Annotated in this window: 18 protein-coding genes and 1 tRNA gene; 5 read left to right on the top strand and 14 right to left on the bottom strand. The window is 55.7% G+C overall.

The genetic code is table 11. The annotated features are described in order from the left end of the window. Window positions 1-51 precede the first annotated feature (51 nt). Window positions 52-987: a ribosome biogenesis GTPase YlqF gene (gene ylqF / locus RBH33_RS10845; RefSeq protein WP_306732210.1), complete on the top strand. Its 936-nt coding sequence runs from the start codon at window positions 52-54 to the stop codon at window positions 985-987. A 301-nt stretch (window positions 988-1,288) separates the two neighbouring features. Here the strand turns inward: ylqF and RBH33_RS10840 are convergent, their stop codons facing one another. Then, window positions 1,289-1,765, bottom strand: a complete 477-nt coding sequence (locus tag RBH33_RS10840) for a hypothetical protein (RefSeq protein WP_306732209.1) — start codon at window positions 1,763-1,765, stop codon at window positions 1,289-1,291. A 9-nt stretch (window positions 1,766-1,774) separates the two neighbouring features. Continuing rightward, window positions 1,775-2,080 carry a glycine zipper domain-containing protein gene (locus RBH33_RS10835; protein ID WP_306732208.1) on the bottom strand — a complete coding sequence of 102 codons (306 nt, stop codon included), beginning with the start codon at window positions 2,078-2,080 and terminating at the stop codon, window positions 1,775-1,777. A 428-nt stretch (window positions 2,081-2,508) separates the two neighbouring features. Between RBH33_RS10835 and RBH33_RS10830 the strand changes: the two genes are divergently transcribed. Next, on the top strand, window positions 2,509-3,483 hold the full coding sequence (locus tag RBH33_RS10830) for a glutathione S-transferase family protein (protein WP_306732207.1): 975 nt from the start codon (window positions 2,509-2,511) through the stop codon (window positions 3,481-3,483). A 701-nt stretch (window positions 3,484-4,184) separates the two neighbouring features. Here RBH33_RS10830 and RBH33_RS10825 read toward each other — a convergent pair. Then, entirely contained in the window at window positions 4,185-5,858 is a 1,674-nt protein-coding gene (locus RBH33_RS10825; RefSeq protein WP_306732206.1) for an acyl-CoA dehydrogenase family protein, read from the bottom strand. Window positions 5,859-6,238: 380 nt separating this feature from the next. On the opposite strand from RBH33_RS10825, the gene RBH33_RS10820 reads away from it, so the two are divergent. From RBH33_RS10820 to RBH33_RS10810, 3 genes are all read left to right on the top strand, one after another. Beyond that, window positions 6,239-7,279 carry an SDR family oxidoreductase gene (locus RBH33_RS10820; protein ID WP_306732205.1) on the top strand — a complete coding sequence of 347 codons (1,041 nt, stop codon included), beginning with the start codon at window positions 6,239-6,241 and terminating at the stop codon, window positions 7,277-7,279. Between the two features lie 93 nt (window positions 7,280-7,372). Continuing rightward, entirely contained in the window at window positions 7,373-8,764 is a 1,392-nt protein-coding gene (locus RBH33_RS10815; protein WP_306732204.1) for a hypothetical protein, read from the top strand. A gap of 132 nt (window positions 8,765-8,896) precedes the next feature. Further along, a complete protein-coding gene (locus RBH33_RS10810) occupies window positions 8,897-11,752 on the top strand; it encodes a valine--tRNA ligase (protein ID WP_306732203.1) in 2,856 nt (951 codons plus the stop codon). A gap of 92 nt (window positions 11,753-11,844) precedes the next feature. Here the strand turns inward: RBH33_RS10810 and RBH33_RS10805 are convergent, their stop codons facing one another. From RBH33_RS10805 to RBH33_RS10755, 11 genes are all read right to left on the bottom strand, one after another. Then, entirely contained in the window at window positions 11,845-12,411 is a 567-nt protein-coding gene (locus RBH33_RS10805) for a PA14 domain-containing protein (protein ID WP_306732202.1), read from the bottom strand. Further along, entirely contained in the window at window positions 12,411-13,901 is a 1,491-nt protein-coding gene (locus RBH33_RS10800; RefSeq protein ID WP_306732201.1) for a phospholipid carrier-dependent glycosyltransferase, read from the bottom strand. Before RBH33_RS10800 ends, RBH33_RS10805 begins: the two co-directional genes overlap by 1 nt. 431 nt (window positions 13,902-14,332) lie before the next feature. After that, a tRNA-Ser gene (locus RBH33_RS10795) sits at window positions 14,333-14,423 on the bottom strand. Between the two features lie 371 nt (window positions 14,424-14,794). Next, window positions 14,795-14,989 (bottom strand): carbon storage regulator CsrA, encoded by a 195-nt coding sequence (gene csrA / locus RBH33_RS10790; protein ID WP_306732200.1) that lies wholly within the window; start codon window positions 14,987-14,989, stop codon window positions 14,795-14,797. Between the two features lie 222 nt (window positions 14,990-15,211). Then, the gene (locus RBH33_RS10785) at window positions 15,212-16,459 is read right to left on the bottom strand and encodes an aspartate kinase (protein WP_306732199.1); all 1,248 of its coding nucleotides are present in this window, start codon (window positions 16,457-16,459) and stop codon (window positions 15,212-15,214) included. Between the two features lie 127 nt (window positions 16,460-16,586). Then, complete coding sequence (gene alaS / locus RBH33_RS10780; protein ID WP_306732198.1) at window positions 16,587-19,187, bottom strand: alanine--tRNA ligase; 2,601 nt, start codon at window positions 19,185-19,187, stop codon at window positions 16,587-16,589. Window positions 19,188-19,231: 44 nt separating this feature from the next. Next, on the bottom strand, window positions 19,232-19,435 hold the full coding sequence (locus RBH33_RS10775; RefSeq protein WP_306732197.1) for a Trm112 family protein: 204 nt from the start codon (window positions 19,433-19,435) through the stop codon (window positions 19,232-19,234). 85 nt (window positions 19,436-19,520) lie between these two features. After that, window positions 19,521-20,330 (bottom strand): M23 family metallopeptidase, encoded by an 810-nt coding sequence (locus RBH33_RS10770; RefSeq protein WP_306732196.1) that lies wholly within the window; start codon window positions 20,328-20,330, stop codon window positions 19,521-19,523. Window positions 20,331-20,479: 149 nt separating this feature from the next. After that, on the bottom strand, window positions 20,480-21,928 hold the full coding sequence (pyk, locus tag RBH33_RS10765; protein ID WP_306732195.1) for a pyruvate kinase: 1,449 nt from the start codon (window positions 21,926-21,928) through the stop codon (window positions 20,480-20,482). A gap of 23 nt (window positions 21,929-21,951) precedes the next feature. Beyond that, a complete protein-coding gene (gap, locus tag RBH33_RS10760) occupies window positions 21,952-22,959 on the bottom strand; it encodes a type I glyceraldehyde-3-phosphate dehydrogenase (protein WP_306732194.1) in 1,008 nt (335 codons plus the stop codon). A 47-nt stretch (window positions 22,960-23,006) separates the two neighbouring features. Next, window positions 23,007-23,639 carry a bifunctional 4-hydroxy-2-oxoglutarate aldolase/2-dehydro-3-deoxy-phosphogluconate aldolase gene (locus RBH33_RS10755; RefSeq protein ID WP_306732193.1) on the bottom strand — a complete coding sequence of 211 codons (633 nt, stop codon included), beginning with the start codon at window positions 23,637-23,639 and terminating at the stop codon, window positions 23,007-23,009. Between the last annotated feature and the right edge of the window lie 11 nt (window positions 23,640-23,650).

Below are 23,650 nucleotides of genomic sequence, written 5' to 3'. Positions count from 1 at the left end.
TGCAAATCAGGGGAGAATCCCCACCTCTCTATTATCAGGCTGAGATTTTTTATGGCGATCAACTGGTTTCCCGGCCATATGCATAAGGCACGCAAGGACATCGCGCGCATCATGTCCCAAGTGGATGTGGTGATCGAAGTGTTGGATGCCCGCATACCCTATTCCAGCGAAAACCCACTGGTGCCGAATCTGCGCGGAGAAACGCCGTGCATAAAACTGTTGAACAAAGCGGATTTGGCCGACCCGGCCACTACCGCGTTGTGGGTGCAACACATGGAACAGGAACAAGGAGTGAAAGCCATTCCGGTCAGCTCCAAGCAGCCTGGGCAGATCCGGCAATTGCTGCAAACCTGCCGCGATCTGACGGCTGGGCGGAACCTTGAGGCGCGCAATATTCAAGCGATGATTATGGGTATTCCCAACGTGGGTAAATCCACGTTGATCAATATTCTTGCCGGTAGAAAAATCGCCAAAACCGGTGATGAAGCGGGGGTCACCAAATCGCAGCAGCGTATCAAACTGGACGAGCGCATTGTACTGACTGACACCCCTGGTTTTCTATGGCCCAAACTGAACCCGCCGGAATGTGGTTACCGCCTGGCGGCGACTGGAGCCATCAAAGACAAGGTGTTCGAATACGAAGACGTGGCAGCGTTTTTAGCGGCCTATCTGGGGCCTAATTATCCACTCGCTCTGCAAGCACGCTATGGGTTGGAAGAAGTGCCCGAGGAAGAGATAGCACTTCTGGACGCCATCGGCCGCGCTCGCAGCTGTGTGCGTAAAGGCGGCGGTGTGGACCTGGCCAAGGTGTCTTCCCTACTGGTGAACGAGTTGCAAGCGGGCCTGCTAGGGCCGATCAGCCTGGAAACGCCGGAGATGGTGGTGGAAGAGGAAACGCGCGCGCAACAGGAAGATGCCGCGAAAGCCAAACAAAAAGCGGAGAAAGACGCTGCGCGCCGAGAGCGCGCGCGCAAGAATCGAAAATAGAGGCGACAGGCTATTGAAGCCTGTTAGATGCCACCTCTAAGAATCCGTGTTAACGACGATAAGTTATGAATCGAAAGCCGATTCATTGGAAACGAATGCTTTAGCTGAGACGTTGTGGGCGCAAGTTTACCGGCCACTAGACCAGCAGCAAAACAGCACGCCAAACCCACACGAGTACCCAGCTTCCGGCCCAAAAGCACTTGCGAGTCATGCAACCCGGCTTTGAGCGTTTGCTGGCGAACCTGCAGCCGCTTACTGATCGTCTCTACGCGACGCTTCTGTCGACCTAGAATTAGACCAATCATTTTGCCGTCGCCTCCTGTTGCTCAGGTTGGGTATCCTCGTTCGCCGGGGCCGACTCTTTCCATGCCTTTATCGCTTTGCGCGACGCGGGGAAACCCATGTTTTTGGTCAGCTTCTTCACTTGCCAAATAATTCCCCAAATCATCAACCCCTGGGCAACCAAAAGGCCAATGACGACTGCGGCCCAATGCGCACCGAGGGTGAGCGCGTAATAGCCCAACCCAAATAACATGGTTATGCCCATCAAGACGCCCAGGAGTGCCATACAACTCAACAAAAGCGAAATAAGCACGACGCTTTTTAGTGCCAGACGTAATTCCACCCTAGCCAGAGCCACATGGTCCGCTAGCGTTTGCTGGATAAGCGTTAAAAGCGCCGCTATAACGTCGAGCAGGGACTCGTCGTCCGCTGGCGCGGACGACGGATCCGGCACTGACTCAAGCTCGGGGCCTGATTCCTTGTGTGCTGACTGCATACGCTAGCCTTAGCGGCGCATCAGGGCAGCAACAACCGCCCCAGCGGCAAAGGCTATACCGGCGGCCATTAAAGGATTTTCCTGCACGTAGCCGCGCACACCGTTAACGGACTCATCCATGCGGGTTTTAAACTCTTCCTGCTTTTCGGCAAAATTCTGGCTGGAGCCATTAACCATGTCACGAACGGATTTCTCGGTTTTGGCAATACGCGCCGAGAGGTTATCTATCGCTTCGTGAGCAGCGGCAACACTGCGCTCAGTCAGAGGGGCTTCTTTCGTTTCAGTATCGGTGGTTTTAGAGGCTGTGGCGACCATGACAAACTCCTTTAATCTGGTAGTGAAGTGAATAACATGTGCTATCAAACTTCCTGCTTGTCCCAGTAAGCGACATTGCGCAAATTGGGCCACGATGTCCTTAAATCTGCAGTCTAGAAACGCCTGCACCCAACATCTGTGACTCAGGCCACACCGACCGGTGGCGCCCGACTCGTAGGGGGGCGTTTAATGCCAGGCTGGTAAATTAGTTATACAGCTATTGGGCTCGAACTGTCAATTTGCTTTCCTAAACAGAAATCCGGCGACGAGAGGATTCAACGACAGTACCGCGCGTCGAAATCGCCCGCCCCTCTGGGCACTCCGACCATTGTAAAGTTCGGTAAGCCACGCCCATGCCTGAACTTGCGCACTCCTTTATAATGAGGCTTTTACTAACGAAGCGTTATCTCAACCTAGGAGAGCCGGTTATGGGTTTGCTGATTGAAGGCCAGTGGCATGACCAATGGTACGATACGGAAAAAACCAGCGGCGAGTTTGTGCGTGAGAACTCTAAATTTCACCATTGGGTAACAACAGATGGTCGTGCAGGACCTACGGGTGAGGATGGGTTCAAGGCGGAAAAAGACCGCTACCACCTCTACGTCTCCTATGCCTGCCCCTGGGCGCACCGCACGCTGATCTTTCGGCGTTTGCTACAGCTGGAGCACGTCATCGGCGTAACCGCTGTGCACCCACACATGCTGAGCAAAGGTTGGGAGTTCAAAGCCGACCCAACGTTTAATACAGACGTTGATCCACTGTATGGGCTCGAGTGCATGCACCAGCTGTACACAAAGAACGACCCCAACTACACGGGCCGGGTGACTGTACCCGTACTTTGGGATAAAGAGCGGGAGAAAATTGTTAATAATGAGTCGGCGGATATCATTCGCATGCTCGCCGACGGATTTTCCGGGCTGGCGAAAAACCCTCAAGATTTTTACCCGCCGGAGTTACGCAGTGCCATAGACGATATCAATGACACTGTGTACAACAATATTAATAACGGTGTTTACAAAGCCGGTTTTGCCACCCGCCAGGACAAGTACGAGCACGCGTACCGGGAGCTATTCAAAGCCCTGGATCATGTGGAGGCGATTCTCGGTCGACAAGCGTTCCTTGCCGGCGACCAAATCACCGAGGCCGACTGGCGACTTTTCACCACTTTGCTGCGTTTTGACGCGGTGTATTTTGGCCACTTCAAATGCAACCGACAGCGCATCGCCGATTTCGATAATCTCTCCAATTACTTACGGCAGCTGTACCAGTGGCCCGGTGTATCCGAAACGGTGCATATGGATCATATTCAGCATCACTACTATTACAGCCACGACAACATCAACCCCACGCGTATCGTTCCCCTGGGGCCAGACTTAAACCTGGACGCACCGCATAACCGTTAGGACCTTTCGTCATCCCCGCGCATGCGGACTGCTGTCCGGAATAAGTCATCGATTACCAGCTTCGTAAGCGAGCCCCCGTGCCGCACAGGGTGAGTATTCAGCAAACGTCGTTAACCCCTCCCTGGGGACTGCCTCGAAAGGTCCCTCTTTCGAGGCTTGCTGAACACTCACCCTGCACGTCCCTGGCAGCCCCAAACTACCGAGTTCTTTTCCGTAAGCCGCCCTCATAACAGGAGTTTTGGGGCGTAAGAATGCCTTAGTTGGGGCTGCAAAGGTGATTTGCAGGAGGCATTTCGAAACTCTCAAAAGAGGGGTGAGGCAAGCGTAGTACGCAAAGCACTGCTTTGCGCGTAGCCGAACGCCCCCAATCTATGATTGGGGGCAGGGCCGCGTGCGGTTGTGGGAGAGCCCCCAGGGAAGGGTTTACGGCGTTTTCGAAATGCCTCCTGCGAAGCGCCTTGGATTACCTTACGAAGCACATCACCTGAAACTGCGTTTTTCGAGTCTCTGGCAGTCAGCGTACTATTTGAGTACCGCGCAAATTGTGGCGCTGCACTTACTTTCCTCAAATTATTCCGGACAGCAGTGCGCGCACGTTGAAATGACGGCTATGAGAGCCGCTACATCCTCGGCGATTTTTATCGAAGCGTGTGCGGGAATGACGAATGGGGCTGGGCGCTGCCTCTCTCTCGTAGATCAGCTCAACCATACATAGGCAGTGTTCGCTCAATCAGTGCCCGAGCAGGAACACCGCGCGGTAAGTTGCCGTAAAGACCCGCCGGTTCCGCGATTCGGCTCGCAAGAAAAGCATCCGCCACGCGGGCATCACCATAGCGCAACAGCAGCGATCCCTGCAGAGCAAGGGCCATGGATTCCACCAATGTGCGCGCGCCATAAACTAATCCATCTTGGTCCTCCAGGAGCTTGAACAGCTTGGCAATGTGCCGATCGAGGCGTTGATCCAACCCCTGAGTGCGTGCCAGCTCAGACTTTAATGCCTGCACACACTCCGGTTTGCGCTCCAACGCACGCAAGACGTCCAAACATTGAATATTGCCACTGCCTTCCCATATGGCATTAATGGGTGCTTCCCGGTACAAGCGCGCGGTCATGAAATCGTTCATTACGCCACTTCCGCCCAGGCACTCCATGGCCTCATAGGCATAGCCAGGTGCGCGTTTGCAGTTCCAGTACTTGCCGATGGCCGTCCCAACGCGCAGCAACGCCCGCTCGTCCGGATTATGCGAATGGTCGAGCGCTCGCGCCATGCGCATGGCAAGCACGAGCGCTGCGTCGCTCTCGACAATTAAATCCGCCAAGACATTTTGCATCAGCGGCTGCTCCACCAAAGTTTTGCCAAAGGCACGTCGTTGCGAGCAGTGATGCACCGCTTGAACCACCGCCTGGCGCATGGCCGCGGCCGAAGCGAGCATGCAATCAAAACGAGTGAGTGCGCCCATCTCCAGAATATTGGCCACGCCCCGCCCTTCATCTCCAATCAACCAGCCCAGTGCCCCGCGCAGCTCCACCTCGCTGGAGGCGTTGGACACATTGCCCATTTTGTCCTTGAGACGCTGAATGATAAGTCCGTTCTTTTCTCCCCCCGGACACCACCGTGGGACCAGAAAACAGGACAGGCCCGCCTCCGCTTGAGCCAACATCAAAAACGCATCTGACATGGGTGCCGACATAAAAAACTTGTGCCCCACCAGTTGATACGGTTGGCCGTCACCGGGGGCATAAAGCGGCCGGGCGCGAGTCGTGTTCGCACGCAAATCAGAGCCACCCTGCTTTTCCGTCATGGCCATCCCGATGGTCGCGCCGCGTTTTTCTTCCACTGGGCAGTTCGTCGGGTCGTAATGAGTTGAAAGAATACGTGGCAACCATTGTTCAGCCAGATCCGGCTGCAGGCGCAGAGTCGGCACACAGGAGAACGTCATGGTCACCGGACAACCGTGCCCCTGCTCCACTTGGGTCTGCAGATAGGTGAGTGCGGCGCGATACACATGCGCACCGTCGCCCGGCTGGTTCCAGGGGATTGAGTGCAAACCGTGACCCAGTGCCTTGGTCATAAGGGAATGATAGGCGGGGTGATACTCTACCCAATCCAGGCGCCGACCGTAGGCGTCGTGAGAATGAAATCTTGGCGGATTGGCATTCGCCAAAAATCCCCATTGGATCCACTGCGCCGAACCGGTCTTTTTGCCCCAGGACGTCAGTTCAGATTCAGCCCAGTTCGCGCCCATACTTTGCGTCAACTGTTGTAGGAAAACGTCTTCGCGATAGGCGTTGTAATTTTCCAAAGGCTCGGAGACGTTAAACACTTCGTGCGTTTCCGCGCCGGAGAGATAGTCTTTGCGCGATTGCTCTGACATGAGTGTACTCCCGCAAACGGCTGGGAAATTTTCTCTACTCAAAACTCGTTGAGACTGATGTCTCACTGATTGCGTCGACCTCATTATAGACGGATTCCCTAAAAGTTAATGCGGAAGCGAACGCCCCTACACGAACGCGGTAAAACACACGTTGTCAAATTTCCCACTGTCGCATTCATTGCGCACTTAGATGCCCGAATCATACGCTGCGCGAATGAAAAACAGTTGGGTTATTTCGATTGCGTTTATGGCTGAGCCTCAACGCAAAGGCCCGACTCGTTGAATGCCCAAATTGCAAGCGCGCCATTTTTTTCGGCGCTGGTGCACGACACAGATTTCACACGAACAACCGTTCACGCGAGTGAGAAGGAGCGAACATCATGAAGAAGAGTAATAAGTCTCGAGACTTAGTGGTTGTTATTACGGGCGCCTCCAGCGGGATTGGCCGAGCCACCGCTCACGCCTTTGCCCGCGAGGGCGCAACCCTGGTATTAGCGGCGCGCCGCGAAGAAGCGCTTAGAGAAACGCTTCACGAATGCGAAGAGTTGGGCGGCCGAGGAATCGTGGTGCCCACTGATGTGGGTGATTCCGAGCAAGTGGACCGGCTGGCGGATGCTGCGGTGGAAGCCTATGATCGGCTCGACGTCTGGGTTAACAACGCTGCCGTGTCCTTGTTCGGCCGACTTGAGGAAACACCCCGGGAAGATTATGAGCATGTGCTGCGCACCAATCTCCTAGGTATTGTGAATGGCGCCCGCGCCGCCATTCGTCAGTTTCGCGAGCAGGGTAAGGGTCGTTTGATTAATGTCTCCTCCATGGTGGGTCATTCCGGCCAACCCTACGTAAGCGCCTATGTGACGTCCAAGTGGGCTATTCGCGGTTTGACTGAAAGCCTGCGCATGGAATTGTCAGACGCGCCAAATATCTCCGCCACTGTTATCTCCCCCGCGTCCATAGACACGCCCATCTTTCAACACGCAGGCAATTACACGGGCCGACCCATCAAGGCGATGAAGCCCGTTTATCCGCCCGAGCAAGTGGCGGCGGCCATCGTGCGCGCGGCTCATGCACGCTCACCTCGCCGGGAAATCATTGTCGGTAACGCCGGGCGCATGATGGCAATGGTACGCACTCTGATCCCACCACTGGGCGAACGCATGATGCGGCAACAAGTGGAAACCGACCACTTTGCCGAAGGGCCTCCAGTGGATCTTGGCTCCGGCACCGTCAACGAACCGGCCAGTGGCAAGGGATCCGTTCGTGGTGGCTGGATTGAACGGGAGCACGGGAATAGCAGCGGCGCTAAGCCTGCACTGTACAGTGCGTTGGCTCTTTCAGGAGTTGCTTTGACCGCACTTGTGGGCCGCCGGGTAATGACTCGAAACGATCATTCCACTTTCGACCCCTTGGAAAGGCGCTGATGGGTGTACCACGAACGCCTTGGCAGGACGGATTTAACTTCATGGGAAAGTAACCCAGTGCAGCTTCAACCTTGAAATCATCAGGAGGACCTTATGCGGCCTAGCGCTCCTTCTTACCTCGCCGATTTCGACTCAGCTTCGGCAATGCTCCGAGCCACCTCGAATATACTGAACGGAAAGGATTTTCCGACACTCGGACAGCCACCAGCCCTGACGCCCTTAGTACGCTCGGTAAACTTGCTCCCCCGTTCAGCCCGCGAGCAAATCTACGCCCTGGGCGGCGCTTTCGAAGGCCAATGGCCGACCAAGTTGCACACCATCAGCGCCGAAGCCGTCGCCGAATGGGCGGCGGCACGCTATCCGCAACGTCCCTATCAGGCCGTGATGGTCGGTTCGAGCAATGGCGCTCTGGTCCATCTCGCCGCCGCCCTTGATTTGCCTTGGTTGCCGCAGACTAGCATGATCCCAGTACGGCACTTTGCTACCGACCCCGACGATCCTAAGTCGGCCATGGAGTTCGGCAAGCGATTCGGCCCCGCCCTGCTGGATGCCAACCCCGAGTGGCAATTGCACCATATGCACGATGCCAATCAGGACCGGCTTATGGTTCGGCACATGGATTATTTCCGGGTCAAACGCCTGAATCTGGGCCGTGCCTACGAGCGTTTTCTCACCAGCCGGCTGCCTGAGGGCGGCACCATTATCTTGGTGGACTGCCAGCGCAAATGGCCCACCACGCGGATCAACGAGCACCACGTTTTTCAGCACGGTGCCCTGGGCGGTGCCACGGAGCACGAGTTTATGGAGGGCAGCGAACGGGTGGAGGAATACCTGCATCGCTACGATTCCGACGTCCGTCGCTGGGATGGACCCGAACCCAATGACGAGAGCCCCGAAGCTGAATGGGGTTTTGAGCAGGCTTTGCGAGAAGACGTACTGCGCTTCGCCGCCAAACATGGTTACAAGGTTAAACGCTTGTCCTTCTATGAACCCGAGCACACCAGTCCCCTGGTGGCCGACTTTTACCGTGATTGGTATCGACTGCGCGGACTGAAGGCCAATCGTTTACTGGTGGAGTCCTTTATCTCCATGGAGCCCTACTGGGCCCTGCGCACCGGCTCGGTGCCCTTTTGGATGAAGTTCAATATGGAACCCTCCGTGGAATGCGTCGAAAAATACCTGGACAACAGCGAGCCCTTTGATGAAATCAACCTGATGCTGTTCAACAACGGGGTCGAAGCCGCAGGCTTTCCACAGATCGACCGTTGGAAAAAAGTCCTGGAGCGTGCGCGTCGGCGCGGCCGGTTTATCGGAGTACGGCCGGATTTACACCCCCGCGATTTCGGCGCTCTGGCTCGCTACCACACAGACATGAAGAAACTGGCACCGCGCTACCCCATACCCGGGCCACTGCCCCTGAAGCGCTTCACGGATTTCATGCAGCGCTCCGATCGGGAATACGCGGTCAAACTTGAGGACGAATAACCAGAGGCGGCTTTGCCGCTTCTGGTTTTATCCGGCCGGTGTTTTCAGCCGGCCATTAAAAGCTCCGGCCAGAACCTGTATAATCGCGTCCTTCAAAGACTCAGCATCGCGACGATAAGGTTACGCATGGCCATGGAAAAAACCTACCAGCCCCAAAGCATCGAGCGTCAGTGGTACGAAACCTGGGAAAAACAAGGTTATTTCGCACCCGGCGGTGACGGGGATCCCTACTGTATTGTGATTCCACCCCCCAATGTCACCGGCAGCCTGCACATGGGGCACGGCTTCAATAACGCCGTCATGGACGCCATGGTTCGTTACCACCGCATGAAAGGCCATGACACCCTCTGGCAAATGGGCACCGACCACGCCGGCATCGCCACCCAAATGGTCGTGGAACGGCAGTTAGCGGCCGAGGGGATCAGCCGGCACGATTTGGGTCGCGAGGCGTTTCTGGAAAAAGTTTGGGAGTGGAAAGCGGAATCCGGTGGCCAGATCTGCGATCAGTTGCGCCGGCTCGGCTCATCCCTCGACTGGAGCCGCGAGCGCTTCACCATGGACGAAGGTTTGTCCCGAGCCGTGCAAGAAGCGTTTGTGCGCCTGCATGAAGACGGCCTGATTTACCGGGGCAAGCGCCTGGTGAACTGGGACCCGAAAATGCACACTGCCATTTCCGACGTGGAGGTGGAAAACCACGAGGAAAAAGGCCACTTCTGGCACCTGCGCTACCCGCTGGCCGATGGTGCCAAAACCGCCGATGGCAAAGATTATCTGGTGGTAGCCACCACCCGCCCGGAAACCATGCTCGGCGACAGCGCCGTCGCCGTACACCCGGAAGACGAACGCTATAGCGCCCTGGTGGGAAAATTTGTCGACTTGCCCTTGGTTGGCCGGCGCATTCCCATCATCGCCGACGACTATGTGGACCCGGAATTCGGTACCGGTTGCGTGAAGATTACTCCGGCCCACGACTTCAACGATTACGAAGTGGGTAAACGCCACAACCTGCCGTTGATCAACGTTCTGGATCAGGACGCTTCCGTGCTGACGCGCACACAGGCGTTTGCTTACGATGGCTCCCGCAACCCCGACTGGGAAAGCGACCTGCCCACCGATGTGGCCGGGCAGGACCGCTACGACGCCCGCAAACAAGTGGTTCAGGCGTTTACCGACTTGGGGCTCATGGATCAAATTGACGACCACGCCATGACCGTGCCCCGTGGCGACCGCTCCGGCGTGGTCATCGAACCCTGGCTGACCGATCAATGGTACGTAAGCACCAAGCCTTTGGCCGAAGAAGCCATAGCTGCTGTTGAAGATGGTCGCATTCAGTTTGTACCCAAGCAGTACGACAATATGTACTTCTCCTGGATGCGGGATATTCAGGACTGGTGCATCAGCCGACAATTGTGGTGGGGCCACCGCATTCCAGCCTGGTACGACGACCAAGGCAACGTCTACGTGGGCCGCAACGAAGCGGAGGTGCGCAGCAAACACAATCTCGCCGCCGACCTGCCCTTGCGTCAGGACGAAGACGTATTGGACACCTGGTTCAGCTCCGGCCTGTGGACTTTTTCCACCCTGGGTTGGCCAGAGCAAACCGATTTCCTGAAGAAATTCCACCCAACGGATTTGCTCGTTACCGGCTTCGACATTATTTTCTTCTGGGTCGCGCGCATGATCATGCTCACCATGCATTTGGTGAAGGATGAACAGGGCCAGCCACAGATTCCTTTCAAAACCGTATACGTACACGGCCTGGTGCGCGACAGCTACGGGCAAAAAATGTCCAAGTCCAAAGGCAATGTGCTGGATCCGCTGGACATTATCGACGGCATTGATCTGGAGAGCTTGGTACAGAAGCGCACCAAAGGGCTCATGCGCCCCAAAGATGCCGCGAAGATTGAAAAACAAACCCGCAAGGAATTTCCCGAGGGCATCGCCGCCTACGGTACCGATGCGCTGCGCTTCACCTTCTGCTCCCTGGCCTCCACCGGACGCGACATTAAGTTCGATATGGGCCGCGTGGAAGGCTACCGGAATTTCTGCAACAAAATCTGGAACGCCACTCGCTACGTTTTGATGCAGTGCGAAGGAGAAGACTGCGGTCAAGGCGCGGAGAGTGAAGTCGAGCTGTCCCTGGCTGACCGCTGGATTATTTCGCGCCTGCAAATGGCCGAACAGGCCGTGACCGAAGGGCTGGAAACCTACCGTTTGGATATGGCGGCCCAAGCACTCTACGAATTTATTTGGAACGAATACTGCGACTGGTATTTGGAACTATCCAAACCCGTTCTGTGGGACGAGCAGGCTAGCGCCGCGCAAAAACGCGGCACTCGCCGCACCTTGATCCGCGTGCTCGAAACCACTCTGCGCCTGGCGCACCCGCTAATGCCGTTTATCACTGAAGAGATTTGGCAAAAAATCAAACCGCTGGCCGGTGTCAGTGGCGAGACCATTATGCTGGTGCCCTACCCCAAAGCGGACGAAAGCAAGATCGATCACGCGGCCATCAGCGATATCGAATGGTTGCAGGCGGTGATTTTGGGTGTGCGCAATATTCGCGGGGAAATGAATATTTCCCCGGCAAAAAAACTGCCGCTGTTTTTCTTGAACGGCAGTGCGGATGACCAACGACGCTTGGAAGAAAACCGCCCCTTCCTGCTCAAGTTGGCTGCCTTGGAAGAAGTCACCTGGCTGGACTCCGAGGACCAAGCGCCCGTCTCCGCCACCGCGCTAGCGGGCCAGCTGGAATTGCTGGTGCCTATGGCGGGCTTAATCGACAAGGATGCGGAACTGGCGCGCCTGAACAAAGAGGTGGGCAAGCTACAGCAGGACATCGGCCGCACTGAAGGAAAATTAGGCAATGCCGGTTTTGTGGATAAGGCGCCCGCGGAAGTGGTTGAGAAGGAGCGCGCTCGACTGGCCGAACTGAAAGGCAGCTTGGGTAAACTGCAAGAGCAGGTGCAACGCATCGCCAGTTTGTAACAACGACCCCAGCTGGCACTCTAGCTTTGCTCAACCAACCAAACCCCGGCATAAGCCGGGGTTTGTATGTTACGGGGCTGTATTTGACAGAACTATTCCAATTTCAGGAACGGCGAGTTTTCACCAAACCAGTACAATTTGGACTCCCCCGCTCGGCCGTACTGCACTCTCAAGCCCGCGTGGCCACCGCCCTGAAAGTAGCTCAATTGAAAATCGTGTGAACCCGCATCCAAACGGATTGGACAGCGCTGGGTGGCCAAGGCGCGGTCGCGCACAAAGCTGCAAACTTCCCGGCCATTGATGCGCAAGGCAAATCCGTCATCGCTCGCCACCACGAACACGTAAGTGCCGGGTTCTGTGATGCGAAAGCTGGCTTCAACATCAGCAAAAAAATTCTCTCCGTAACCGACATCTCCCAAATTCGAATGGTAAAAACGGTTGTGCCGGGCAAGGTCCAACTTATCCAAGTGCACCACTTTGGTCATGCCAATATCACGGCGTTGATGCAAATAACGAATCGGCACGTTGCTTTGGGAAACGCGCATTTCCAGATTGGCATCAACACCTATTGGCACCATGGCGCGCAGAATTAACACGGCCAGTAGGCACAGCAGAGCCGTCAGCGCCGTATCTTTGGTCATCCACCGCTGCACGTTCATCACCGAACCACCTGCATCATCCAAAAGTCAAACCACTGCCGCTGCTCAAACTGCTCGGGAGTGATGGGGATGCCATAGGTCAAAGGGGAAAAGTAGGCAAACACGGCAATCACCAGTGCCACAAAAATGCCCAGATTGATCAATGTGTGGCGGTTGTTGGTGAGTATCTGCGCGCGGAATATGTAGGTGAACACCAAAGCCAAATTGATAATGGCAAACACCAAAGGCACTAGATAGTGGTACAGGTACATCACTCGCTCTATTTGCAACATAACGATCATGTAGCTCAAATAGAGCCCGGTAAATACCGCAATCCAGCCAAACAGGCGCACATCCTTTACTGGGTTACCGTATACATATCGGCTGATCAGCAACCCCACTGAAAGCACAATACCCAACAACGCCGAAAACCAAACCATGGGATTGGCAACCAGGTAGATATGAGCCACCTTCACCTGCCCGTCCACTTCCTCCCGGTCCCACCGGTAGCTGATGCTTTTAGTACCCCCCGGCCAGGCAAAAGCCGGGCTGCCGTTTTCTCCGGGCTTGCAAATATCCAGGCGCGGTACGCCATCAGAATACTCGGCCATAAAACGCCACTGATCCCGCATACCCACGGTAAAGCCGCTTAAGGTATGCGTCGTGCCTTCACGAATGTGCGTCAAGTACTCGGGCGAGGCTTTGTAGCGCTGATTCCCGGCAATCTCGGTCCCAGTGGCGATGTGCACATAAAAGGTGCTCAAGAACACCATAACCAAAGGCGCCACGGCGCTCGGCACGCTGGTCGCCAAGCGTTTAACCACAGGCAGCACGCGCAGCGCTTTGATATTTGACCACTGGTCAACAAAGAACAGGACCACCAGTAGCAGTAGCACGATGGCCCCATTGGCTTTGACCGAAACCGTCAGCCCCACCAGCGCACCCAAAATCGCGTAGTGGCGCAGTCGAATCGGCGCCGTATGGGTGACCGTACGCACCAGGTAGTAAATCGCCGCCAGAATAAAGAACAGTTGAATCCCTTCCAGCATGGCTGCACGCGAATGCACCACCAGAGCATTATCGAAAATCAGCAGGCAGCTAAAAGCCACCGCAACCAACCGGTGGCCGGTAAGTCGGTACAGGATTCCGTACATAAACAGAACCGACAGCGCCATCAATAAAGTCGAAGGTAGGCGCATACCGGCAAAACTGAAGTTTTCCGGTAAGGCTTCTCCAGAGATGTGACTGGTGCGAGTCAGCGCTGATTTGTCCAGCTCCGCATTTACTCCCAACAGCCCTTCGCTGGCCGCCATAAGCATTTTGCCCAGAGGCGGATGGGTTTCCATATACATAACCCCATCCAAGTGCTTTTGGGCGGAGGTTACGTGGTAGTTCTCGTCCCAAAACAAAGCCCGTGGTGAGGTGTATGCAGTCATGTACACCAGCAGCGAAACCGTTAGCAGAAGCAGCGGATAGGCGAACCGATGGTAGGTCTTGAGAGTAGCAAGCATGGCGATGTCGAGGTTATTGTTGGGGAGACGCCAAAGGGCAGAGGGAAGAATAGCATATGGGGTAAGTGGGGGATAAGGTGGGGTTTCATTGGGCGGGATCTGAGAGCGTGAGGACGCGCTAGTTACAAAAGAAGCGGCTGGTTTGGGAGGGAGGGATGTACCAGGGCACATCCATGTGCCCTGCCCCTTCGGGGCGCCTTCGGCGGTACTGATCGTTCCTGACGATCAGTCACTCGGGCCATGACCGCCAGGGATGGCGGGAATGCCGATAACGCAGGAGCAGTTATCGGTCCATAGCCCTCGCCCTACGGGCAGCCTTCGGCTGTGGCAAACGGCTTTCCTGCCGTTTGCTCGAACCCGGCGAGGGTTCTCTCACCCTCCCTCTCCGCCACATACGAAAAAGCCCGGCATTTGCCGGGCTTTTTCGTATGTGGCGGAGAGGGAGGGATTCGAACCCTCGATACCGGATTAGGGTATACTCCCTTAGCAGGGGAGCGCCTTCAGCCACTCGGCCACCTCTCCAAAACTGTTTGTCTGCCTCATCCTTTGGCTAGCCCCTTCGAGCTTCTCGACGTCTAATTTATACCTGACAAATTAGTCGCCTCTCCAGAACTGTTGTCCGACGCTTTAAATGCCGCTCTGGCCAACAGGTGCGGCATAATACCATATCTCACAAAAATTCAAAGTCTTGTGTGACTGAATTGTCGAGAATGCCGGTCTGGTTCGACACGGGCGGGTGTGGCGGACGAAATCGGGAGTAGGTAACAGCCATTGGCTGCCAGCGAAAACAGGGCTTCTCGACTGCCGGGTCCCGGTGTCCTTGGCCCCGCCAATCTAGATTCTATCAATTGGTCTCAGGCGGCGACGTGCACCGCCTCAGTAACCACAGACGACTAATCGTCCATTGACTCGTCTTGGCCTTGCTTTTCGCGCTGTATGCGCTGGTAAATCTCTTCACGGTGCACGGCAATGTCTTTAGGCGCATTCACACCGATGCGTACCTGATTGCCTTTTACGCCCAACACGGTCACGGTGACTTCATCACCTACCATGAGTGTTTCACCAATACGGCGGGTCAAAATCAACATTTGTAATCTCCTTCGCTCATCCTGTAAGAATACGGCTTAGACTCCATTGCCCACTTCCGTACCTCGGCTACCCTTGTCACCAACTTTGGAAACAATACACTCGAGCCCCCTCTCAGTATTGTCCAAGTATAGCAATAAGGAAAATATTTTTTGCTCCTGTTTTTTCTATTCCTTCCCTGTCGTCTGCTTCAGCATCACTTTACCAGATCTGTCGAGCCACCGCTAACCCCGCACCCGGCTCTCCTCGGGCTCTGCGTCTAACCCAAACGCCGTATGCAAGCAGCGTACTGCCAGTTCTAAGTAACGTTCTTCAATAATCACCGAAATTTTGATTTCCGAGGTGGTGATCATCTGAATGTTGATGTTTTCCTGCGCCAATGCGGTAAACATTTGCGAAGCGACTCCCGCGTGAGAACGCATGCCAACGCCCACAATGGAGACTTTGGCTACTTCGCTGTCCGCGCGCACTTCTCGGGCGCCTATTTCCTGCGCCACACCTTCCAGCACGGCCACGGCCGCCTTCATATCACCTTTGTTTACGGTGAAGGTCAGGTCGGTAGTGTTATCCGCACCTACGTTTTGGACAATAACATCCACCTCTATGTTCGCTGCCCCGATCGGTGCGAGGATGCTCGCGGCCACGCCGGGCGTGTTAGGGACGCCAGCAAGGGTAATTTTTGCTTCATCCCGGTTAAAGGCGATACCGGAGACTAGGGGTTTTTCCATGGTGTCTTCTTCCTCGTCGAGCGTAATCAGCGTGCCGGGGCCCTCTTTAAAACTGGACAACACCCTCAGCGGAACATTGTATTTGCCAGCAAACTCCACGGCCCGAATTTGTAGTACTTTGGATCCCAGGCTGGCCATTTCCAGCATTTCTTCAAATGTAATTCTGTCTAGACGCTGGGCGCGCTCCACAACCCTTGGGTCGGTGGTGTAGACGCCGTCCACGTCCGTGTAGATCTGGCATTCGTCCGCCGTCAGCGCCGCCGCCAGGGCTACGCCAGTGGTGTCCGAGCCGCCACGCCCCAGGGTGGTGATGTTGTTCAATTCATCCACGCCTTGAAAGCCCGCCACAACCACTACCCGACCGGCGGCGAGGTCGGCGCGCATATTGGCTTCATCAATTTCCTGAATCCGGGCTTTGGTGTGAGCGCTGTCGGTGAGGATTTTCACCTGGCCACCGGTATAGGAGCGGGCGTCCCAACCGCGCTTTTTCAGCGCCATGCACAACAGCGCGATGGTCACCTGTTCACCGGTGGATACCAGCACGTCCAGCTCGCGAGGATCTGGATACTCTTGAATTTGCTGCGCCAGACCGATCAGCCGATTGGTTTCGCCACTCATGGCGGAAACCACGATCACCATATCGTGACCCTGTGCGCGAAAGCCGGCAACCTTATCGGCGACCGCTTCTATACGTTCAACAGTGCCGACGGACGTGCCGCCGTATTTTTGTACCAACAAGCTCATTGACTGGCCCGGTCCTTTTTAAAAGGCAAAAATGTGGACATGTGTGCCAAAATTGGCAAGCAATTAAACACTACTTTGCGGAAAAAGTTAACGATTTTTGAACCCTGTCAGCATTATTTTTAACGGCTCATTGCAGTTGTTCTTGCACCCAGGGCACCACCGAAGCCAGAGCGGCATCCAGCCCGGTCGGGTCTGTGCCGCCGCCCTGCGCCATGTCCGGGCGTCCACCGCCTTTGCCGCCAACTTGGGGAGCGAGATGTCGCATTAACTCGCCAGCTTTGACTCTGTCCGTCACGTCTTTGCTCACCCCGGTTACCAACGCAACTTTGTCGCCGTCGACCGCCGCCAGCGCAACGACGCTGGAGCCAAGTTTATTTTTGAGTTGATCAACGCTGTCGCGCAGGGATTTCGCATCCGCACCTTCAAGGTGCAGTGCGAGCACTTTAATGCCGGCCACGTCTTTCGCTTCGCTTAATAGGTCGCCCGAGCCAGCGGTTGCCAATTTGGCTTTCAACGATTCCAGGTCTTTTTCCAGTTTACGATTCTGGGTGATCAGCTGTTGGAGCTTTTCAGGCAATTCCGAGCGCCGGGTCTTTAAAGACCGGGCGGCTTCATCAACCAGAGTTTCCAATTGATCAAACAATGCCAGGGCTCGGGCGCCGGTTACCGCTTCAATACGGCGCACGCCGGAGGCGATACCGGATTCGGAAGTGATGCGCAGCAGACCGATATCACCGGTGCGCTGTACGTGGGTGCCACCGCACAGCTCTACGGAAAAGCCATCGCCCATGGTGAGTACGCGCACTTCGTCGCCGTACTTTTCGCCAAATAAAGCCAGCGCACCTTTTTCCCGAGCGGTGTCCATATCGCACAACTCGGTTTGTACGGAGGTATTGGCTCGAATTTGATCGTTCACCAACGCTTCAATGGCGCGTATCTCCTCTGGCTTAACGGCTTCAAAATGAGAGAAGTCAAAACGCAGGCGCTCGGAGTCCACTAAGGAGCCTTTCTGGGTTACATGGGTACCCAGCACTTCGCGCAAGGCGGCATGCAAAAGGTGGGTGGCCGAGTGGTTAAGGGCTGTAGCGCCCCGCACGCTGGCATCCACTTCCGCCGCCAAAGAATCGCCCACGGCCAGACTACCGCCGAGCAAGTGGCCAATATGCAAATGAGCCTGCCCTTGCTTGGCGCAATCCCGGACTTCGAAGCGCGCGTTTTTGCCCAGCAAGTAGCCACTGTCACCGATCTGGCCACCGGACTCCGCATAGAAAGGCGTACGGTTCAGTACCACCGCACCGTGCTCGCCCTCTTCCAGGCGGTCCACTTGGTTGCCGTCTTTAAGCAGGGCCACGACTTCACCCTGCTCGATTGTCAGGTGGCTGTAGCCAAGGAACTCTGTGGCGGGCAAATCCAGCCCAGCGGCGGTGTAGTCGGTTTTGAACGTCCCAGCGGCACGAGCGCGGGCGCGCTGCGCTTCCATAGCCTGCTCGTAACCCGCCAGATCAATGCTGAGGTTGCGTTCACGGGCAATGTCGTTGGTGAGGTCGAACGGAAATCCGTAGGTGTCGTAAAGGGTAAACGCCACCTCACCGGGGATTTCGTTACCTTGCAACTGAGCCAGAGCGTCTTCCAGAACCACCATGCCCTTATCCAGAGTTTTGGCGAACTGTTCTTCCTCCAGCAAAAGGACTTTTTGAATTTGTGCTTGCTGGCTGCGCAGTTCCGGGTAAGCATCGCCCATGACTTCGGCCAGCGCTGGCACCAGGGTATGGAAAAAAGTCTGGCTCTGACCCAGCTTGTGACCGTGGCGAATGGCCCGGCGGATAATCCGCCGCAACACATAACCCCGGCCCTCGTTAGAGGGGAGGACGCCATCACTGATTAAAAAGGCGCAGGAGCGAATGTGATCGGCGATAACGCGCAGAGATTTTTGCTCCAGATCCGTACAGCCGGTAGCGGCTGCGGCGGCCTTGAGCAGGTGCTGAAACAAATCGATATCGTAGTTGTTGTGTACGCCTTGCATGACTGCCGCGATCCGCTCCAGCCCCATGCCGGTATCAATCGAGGGATTGGGCAGCGGTTTTAACTCGCCGTTGCTCTGGCGTTCATACTGCATGAACACCAGATTCCAGATTTCGATGTAGCGGTCCAGATCATCGTTGTCGCTGCCCGGTGGGCCACCGGGAACATCTTCGCCGTGATCGTAAAATATTTCGGAGCTCGGGCCGCATGGGCCTGTGTCGCCCATCTGCCAGAAGTTGTCTTCGTCGAGCCGTGAAAAACGCTCCGGGCTAACACCGATTTCCTTTTGCCAAATATCCGCCGCTTCATCGTCGGAAATATGAACAGTAACCCAAAGGCGCTCGGGGCGTAGTTCCAGAACCTGAGTCAGAAACTCCCAGGCGAAGCGAATGGCGTCGCGCTTGAAATAATCGCCAAAACTGAAGTTGCCGAGCATTTCAAAAAAGGTGTGGTGACGCGCGGTGTAACCGACGTTTTCCAAGTCATTGTGTTTGCCACCTGCTCGCACACAGCGCTGGGAGCTGGCGGCGCGGTTATAGGGCCGCTTTTCATCGCCCAAAAACACGTCTTTGAACTGCACCATCCCGGCGTTGGTGAACAACAGCGTGGGGTCATTGCCGGGGATCAGTGAACTGCTGGGTACGGTGGTGTGTCCCTGCTTTTCAAAATATTGCAAAAAGGCGTCGCGAATTTCTGCGCTCTTCATAGGTATTCCGTCGGATTGTTCAAGAAGACTGTCGTGTGGGGCAATCAGCGTTTACGCTTGTCGCGCTGCTCCCGCTCTTCCAGGGTGAGCTGCCGAGCCTCACTCTCCAGCATGACGGGGATGCCGTCGCGAATGGGATAGGCCAAACCACTGGCCCAGCAGACCAACTCCTGTTGGTCGGGATGGTATTCCAGTTCACCCTTGGTTACCGGGCAGACGAGTATGCTGAGCAACTTCTTGTCGATCATGTCGATAAACCTGCGGCCGTTTGCTGGGAATGAAGGGCGATATGTTACACCCCACCGCCGCCAGTGGCTACTCGTCCATTATGGTCTATTCGGGCATAGGGCCCACCAAAAGGGTGGGGTCCACTCGCTGGTCGAACCAGTTCATGCGCCAATCCAAATGCGGGCCGGTAGCTCGGCCGGTTGCGCCGACCTGCGCTACAACCTGACCCTGCTCAACATAGTCGCCCTCTTCCACCAAAATTTTGTGCAAGTGGATAAACGTGGAGGACAAACCGTGGCCGTGATCCATGATCAGGGTGCCGCCGGAGAAGAACATATCGTCATGCACGAGCGTCACAACGCCATCAGCGGGGGCCCGGGCGGGTGTACCCGTGGGCGCGGCGATGTCCACGCCATAATGCGGTGCTCTAGGTTCGCCATTAAAGTACCGTTGACTGCCGTAGACGCCACTAATGCGGCCGGTTAGAGGCCACTCAAAAGACTGGGAAAAGAATGTGTATTCGCTGTCGCGCTGGCGCGCCTGCCAGGCTAAAGCGGCTTCTTTTCGGCTGCGCTCGACTTGTTTGGGATCGGGGGTAACGGTTTGCTGGGGTACGCCTTCCACTCGCTGAATGTGGTACTCGCGCTGCACAACATCAAAGCGGTGCTTCTCAGTTTCACCATTAGGAGGGGTCACTTTCAATACCGCTTCTGGCTCCGCATCCCGACCGAGACCAACAACAAAACGGCCATCTTCCGCCACACGTACCTGGCGCTGTAAAAACTCCACCTGACTGCCGGGTTCGACCCGGCCCAACAGGACGGCGCCCTGCTTCCACTCACCCTGAATTTCCAGGGCCGCTGCACCCGCACTGAACAAGCTGCACAATGCAGCAATGATTAATCTCGTTGTCATGGAAATACCCCCTGCGACCCGCTTTAGGACGCTAGGTTAGCACGAAGTTCCATGAAGATGGCGCAATACCGCGCCGCATTTGGCGGTTTAGCGCACAAAAAAACGGCAGCCCGAGGGCTGCCGTTTTTCGCTGGAAAAGCCCGTTGGGTTTAGGCTTCTTTGTCACCCATACGAAGAATCTTCAGGGTGTTGGTGCCGCCCAACTGATTGCCATCGCCGTTGGAGACAATCACCAGATCGCCATCCTCCAGGAAACCGGCTGACTTCAGGTCTTCCATGGCGCGACGATAATCTGCCGGGCCAGGTACGGTGGCGGTTTCGAAGGGAACCGGTTGAACGCCCCGGTAAAGAGCCACTCGACGCTGTGTGTCAACGTGCTGGGAAAACGCAAAGATCGGCAACTCAGAACCCACTCGTGACATCAGTCGAGGTGTAGTGCCCGACTCGGTCAGAGCAATAATCGCTTTAACGCCGCCCAGGTGATTGGCTGTGTACATGGCTGCGAAAGCAATGGACTCGTTGATGGAGCCAAATTTTTCGTTCAACCGGTAGCTGCTTTCACTGGCCGTGGGGTGCTGTTCAGCGCCGCGAATAATACGCACCATGGCTTCAACGGTTTCCACCGGAAAGTCCCCGGCAGCGGTTTCACCAGAGAGCATCACCGCATCAGTACCGTCCAATACAGCATTGGCCACATCAAACACTTCGGCACGGGTGGGCATGGGGCTGCTGATCATGGACTCCATCATTTGAGTGGCGGTGATCACCACTTTATTGAGCGCTCTGGAGCGGGCAATAATGTGTTTTTGCACACCAATCAGAGCGGCGTCTCCGATTTCCACCCCGAGATCCCCCCGGGCAACCATCACGGCGTCACTGGCGTTAATGATGCCATCCAGTGTTTCGTCATCGGCTACGGCTTCGGCACGCTCAATCTTGGACACCAAGCCCGCTTTCTCGCCGCCAGCGGCACGCATCAACTCACGCGCTCGGTTCATGTCGTCCGCACTGCGCGGGAATGACACGGCCAGATAATCGACTCCGATGTCGGCGGCGGTTTTGATGTCTGCCATGTCCTTTTCGGTCAACGCCGGTGCACTCAAGCCGCCACCTTGGCGATTGATGCCCTTGTTGTTGGACAGAGGACCGGCAATGCGGGTAATGCAGGAAATGCGTGGGCCATCGATGGCTTCCACTTCCAGCACTACGCGGCCGTCATCCAGCAACAACATGTCGCCCGTTTGACAGTCCTGAGGCAGCTCTTTGTAGTCGATGCCCACTTGGTGCTGATCACCGGCGTCACGCTCCAGGCTGGCGTCGAGAACAAACTTGTCTCCCAAAGCCAGGTGGATCTTGCCCTTAGCAAAGCGCGAAATACGAATTTTGGGACCCTGCAAATCACCCAGAACGGCTACGTACAAACCGTGCTTTTTGGCAATTTCACGTACCAACTCGGCACGCTGGCGGTGATCGTCCGGGGAACCGTGGGAAAAGTTTAGGCGAACGACGTTAACGCCCGCCAGAATCAATTTTTCCAGAATTTCCGGTGATTCGGAAGCCGGCCCCAAGGTGCTGACGATTTTGGTGCGTCTTAACATAAGTTTCTCTCAACGGTTCTTTTTTACTTGGCCTGCATCAACGCCAGGGTGTTGTCCAACATGCGGTTGGAGAAACCCCACTCATTGTCGTACCAGGACATCACTTTAACCCAGCGGCCCATGACTTTAGTCTGGCGCGAGTCGAAGTTAGAAGAAGCTGGGTGATGGTTAAAGTCGATAGAGACCAGGGGCTCATCTGTGTACTCAAGCACACCGGGCATTTCTTTTTCGGCGGCTTCTTTCATGGCCGCGTTCACTTCTTCAGCGGTCACATCTTTGGATACCAATACGTTCAAGTCCACCAGAGACACATTGATCACCGGTACACGCACTGCCATACCATCGATTTTTCCTTCCAGCTCCGGAAGTACCAGGGAGACCGCACGAGCCGCACCGGTTTTAGTCGGGATCATGGACTGGGTGGCGGAACGAGCGCGGTAGATATCGGAGTGATAAACATCGCTCAGATTCTGGTCGTTGGTGTAGGCGTGGATGGTGGTCATGGAGCCCTGCTCAATGCCGAACTTGTCGTTCAGTACTTTGGCTACTGGCGCCAGACAGTTGGTGGTGCATGAGGCGTTGGAAATAATCTGGTGGCTGGCTTTCAAGGTGTTGTGGTTTACACCGTATACAGCCGTCGCGTCCACGTCGGTACCCGGCGCGGAGATGATGACTTTTTTGGCACCGGCGTTAATGTGGGCCATGGCTTTATCGCGGCTGGTAAAAATACCGGTGCACTCGTACACCACGTCTACATTCAAATCGCCCCAGGGCAATTTGGACGGATCGCGCTCAGAAGTAATCTGAATAGAGTCGCCGTTTACGATCATTTTGTCGCCATCAACGGACACTTCGCCCGGGAAACGGCCGTGTACGGAATCGTACTTGGTCAGGTGAGCATTCATGTTGGAATCGCCCAAATCGTTAATGCCCACGACTTGAATGCGGTCACGATAGCCAGACTCGTACAAGGCCCGAAGTACATTGCGGCCGATGCGGCCATATCCGTTAATTGCTACTCTGATAGTCATTCGTCATTCTCCTATTAAGAAATTCGTTACTTGGAAATAAATTCCGTTTAGCGCGTCAGACTCGCCGCTTCGCTTGCCAGTTTTTCGATCTCGTCCCAACGCTGCTCAGCGATCAACTCCTGGGGTGCCATCCAGGTGCCACCCACGCAGGCGACATTCGGAAGCTCGAGATACTTGGGTGCCTTGGCCAGGTCAATGCCGCCCGTGGGGCAAAAGGTAATCTGAGGCAGAGGACCGCCGATGGACTTAATCATGGCTACCCCACCAGCAGCTTCCGCCGGGAAAAATTTCAGGTGGGTAAAACCGGCCGCCAGCAGATGCATGGCTTCCGTCGGCGAGGCAATGCCCGGCAACAAGGGCACAGAGGAGGCCTGGGCGGCTTTGATCAAAGCTGGCGTGGTACCCGGGCTCACCAGAAATTTGGAACCGGCCTCTACGGCCTTGTCCAGATCTTCAGGTGTAATGATGGTGCCGGCACCGATCACTGCATCCTCGGGGAGGGCATCGACCATGGCGCGAATGGCGTCCAGAGCTACGGGGGTGCGCAGAGTAATTTCCAATACTTTGAGCCCGCCGTTGTAGAGCGCTTGCGCCAAGGGCACCGCATCTTCCAGGCGTTTGACTACCATGACCGGTACTACCGGTGCGACCTTGAGTATCTCGTCGATGCTTAAACCCACTCGTTTATCCT

The organism is Marinimicrobium hydrolyticum, from assembly GCF_030848505.1.
Classification (GTDB): Bacteria; Pseudomonadota; Gammaproteobacteria; order Pseudomonadales; family Cellvibrionaceae; genus JAVDDU01.
This window is presented reverse-complemented; position numbering and strand designations above follow the sequence as displayed.

What these genes read in the sequence shown, in the direction of transcription:
- ylqF (WP_306732210.1), top strand. Translation starts at nt 52, where the DNA reads ATGGCGATCAACTGGTTTCCCGGCCATATGCATAAGGCACGCAAGGAC.
- RBH33_RS10840 (WP_306732209.1), bottom strand. Translation starts at nt 1,765, where the DNA reads ATGCAGTCAGCACACAAGGAATCAGGCCCCGAGCTTGAGTCAGTGCCG.
- RBH33_RS10835 (WP_306732208.1), bottom strand. Translation starts at nt 2,080, where the DNA reads ATGGTCGCCACAGCCTCTAAAACCACCGATACTGAAACGAAAGAAGCC.
- RBH33_RS10830 (WP_306732207.1), top strand. Translation starts at nt 2,509, where the DNA reads ATGGGTTTGCTGATTGAAGGCCAGTGGCATGACCAATGGTACGATACG.
- RBH33_RS10825 (WP_306732206.1), bottom strand. Translation starts at nt 5,858, where the DNA reads ATGTCAGAGCAATCGCGCAAAGACTATCTCTCCGGCGCGGAAACGCAC.
- RBH33_RS10820 (WP_306732205.1), top strand. Translation starts at nt 6,239, where the DNA reads ATGAAGAAGAGTAATAAGTCTCGAGACTTAGTGGTTGTTATTACGGGC.
- RBH33_RS10815 (WP_306732204.1), top strand. Translation starts at nt 7,373, where the DNA reads ATGCGGCCTAGCGCTCCTTCTTACCTCGCCGATTTCGACTCAGCTTCG.
- RBH33_RS10810 (WP_306732203.1), top strand. Translation starts at nt 8,897, where the DNA reads ATGGAAAAAACCTACCAGCCCCAAAGCATCGAGCGTCAGTGGTACGAA.
- RBH33_RS10805 (WP_306732202.1), bottom strand. Translation starts at nt 12,411, where the DNA reads ATGAACGTGCAGCGGTGGATGACCAAAGATACGGCGCTGACGGCTCTG.
- RBH33_RS10800 (WP_306732201.1), bottom strand. Translation starts at nt 13,901, where the DNA reads ATGCTTGCTACTCTCAAGACCTACCATCGGTTCGCCTATCCGCTGCTT.
- csrA (WP_306732200.1), bottom strand. Translation starts at nt 14,989, where the DNA reads ATGTTGATTTTGACCCGCCGTATTGGTGAAACACTCATGGTAGGTGAT.
- RBH33_RS10785 (WP_306732199.1), bottom strand. Translation starts at nt 16,459, where the DNA reads ATGAGCTTGTTGGTACAAAAATACGGCGGCACGTCCGTCGGCACTGTT.
- alaS (WP_306732198.1), bottom strand. Translation starts at nt 19,187, where the DNA reads ATGAAGAGCGCAGAAATTCGCGACGCCTTTTTGCAATATTTTGAAAAG.
- RBH33_RS10775 (WP_306732197.1), bottom strand. Translation starts at nt 19,435, where the DNA reads ATGATCGACAAGAAGTTGCTCAGCATACTCGTCTGCCCGGTAACCAAG.
- RBH33_RS10770 (WP_306732196.1), bottom strand. Translation starts at nt 20,330, where the DNA reads ATGACAACGAGATTAATCATTGCTGCATTGTGCAGCTTGTTCAGTGCG.
- pyk (WP_306732195.1), bottom strand. Translation starts at nt 21,928, where the DNA reads ATGTTAAGACGCACCAAAATCGTCAGCACCTTGGGGCCGGCTTCCGAA.
- gap (WP_306732194.1), bottom strand. Translation starts at nt 22,959, where the DNA reads ATGACTATCAGAGTAGCAATTAACGGATATGGCCGCATCGGCCGCAAT.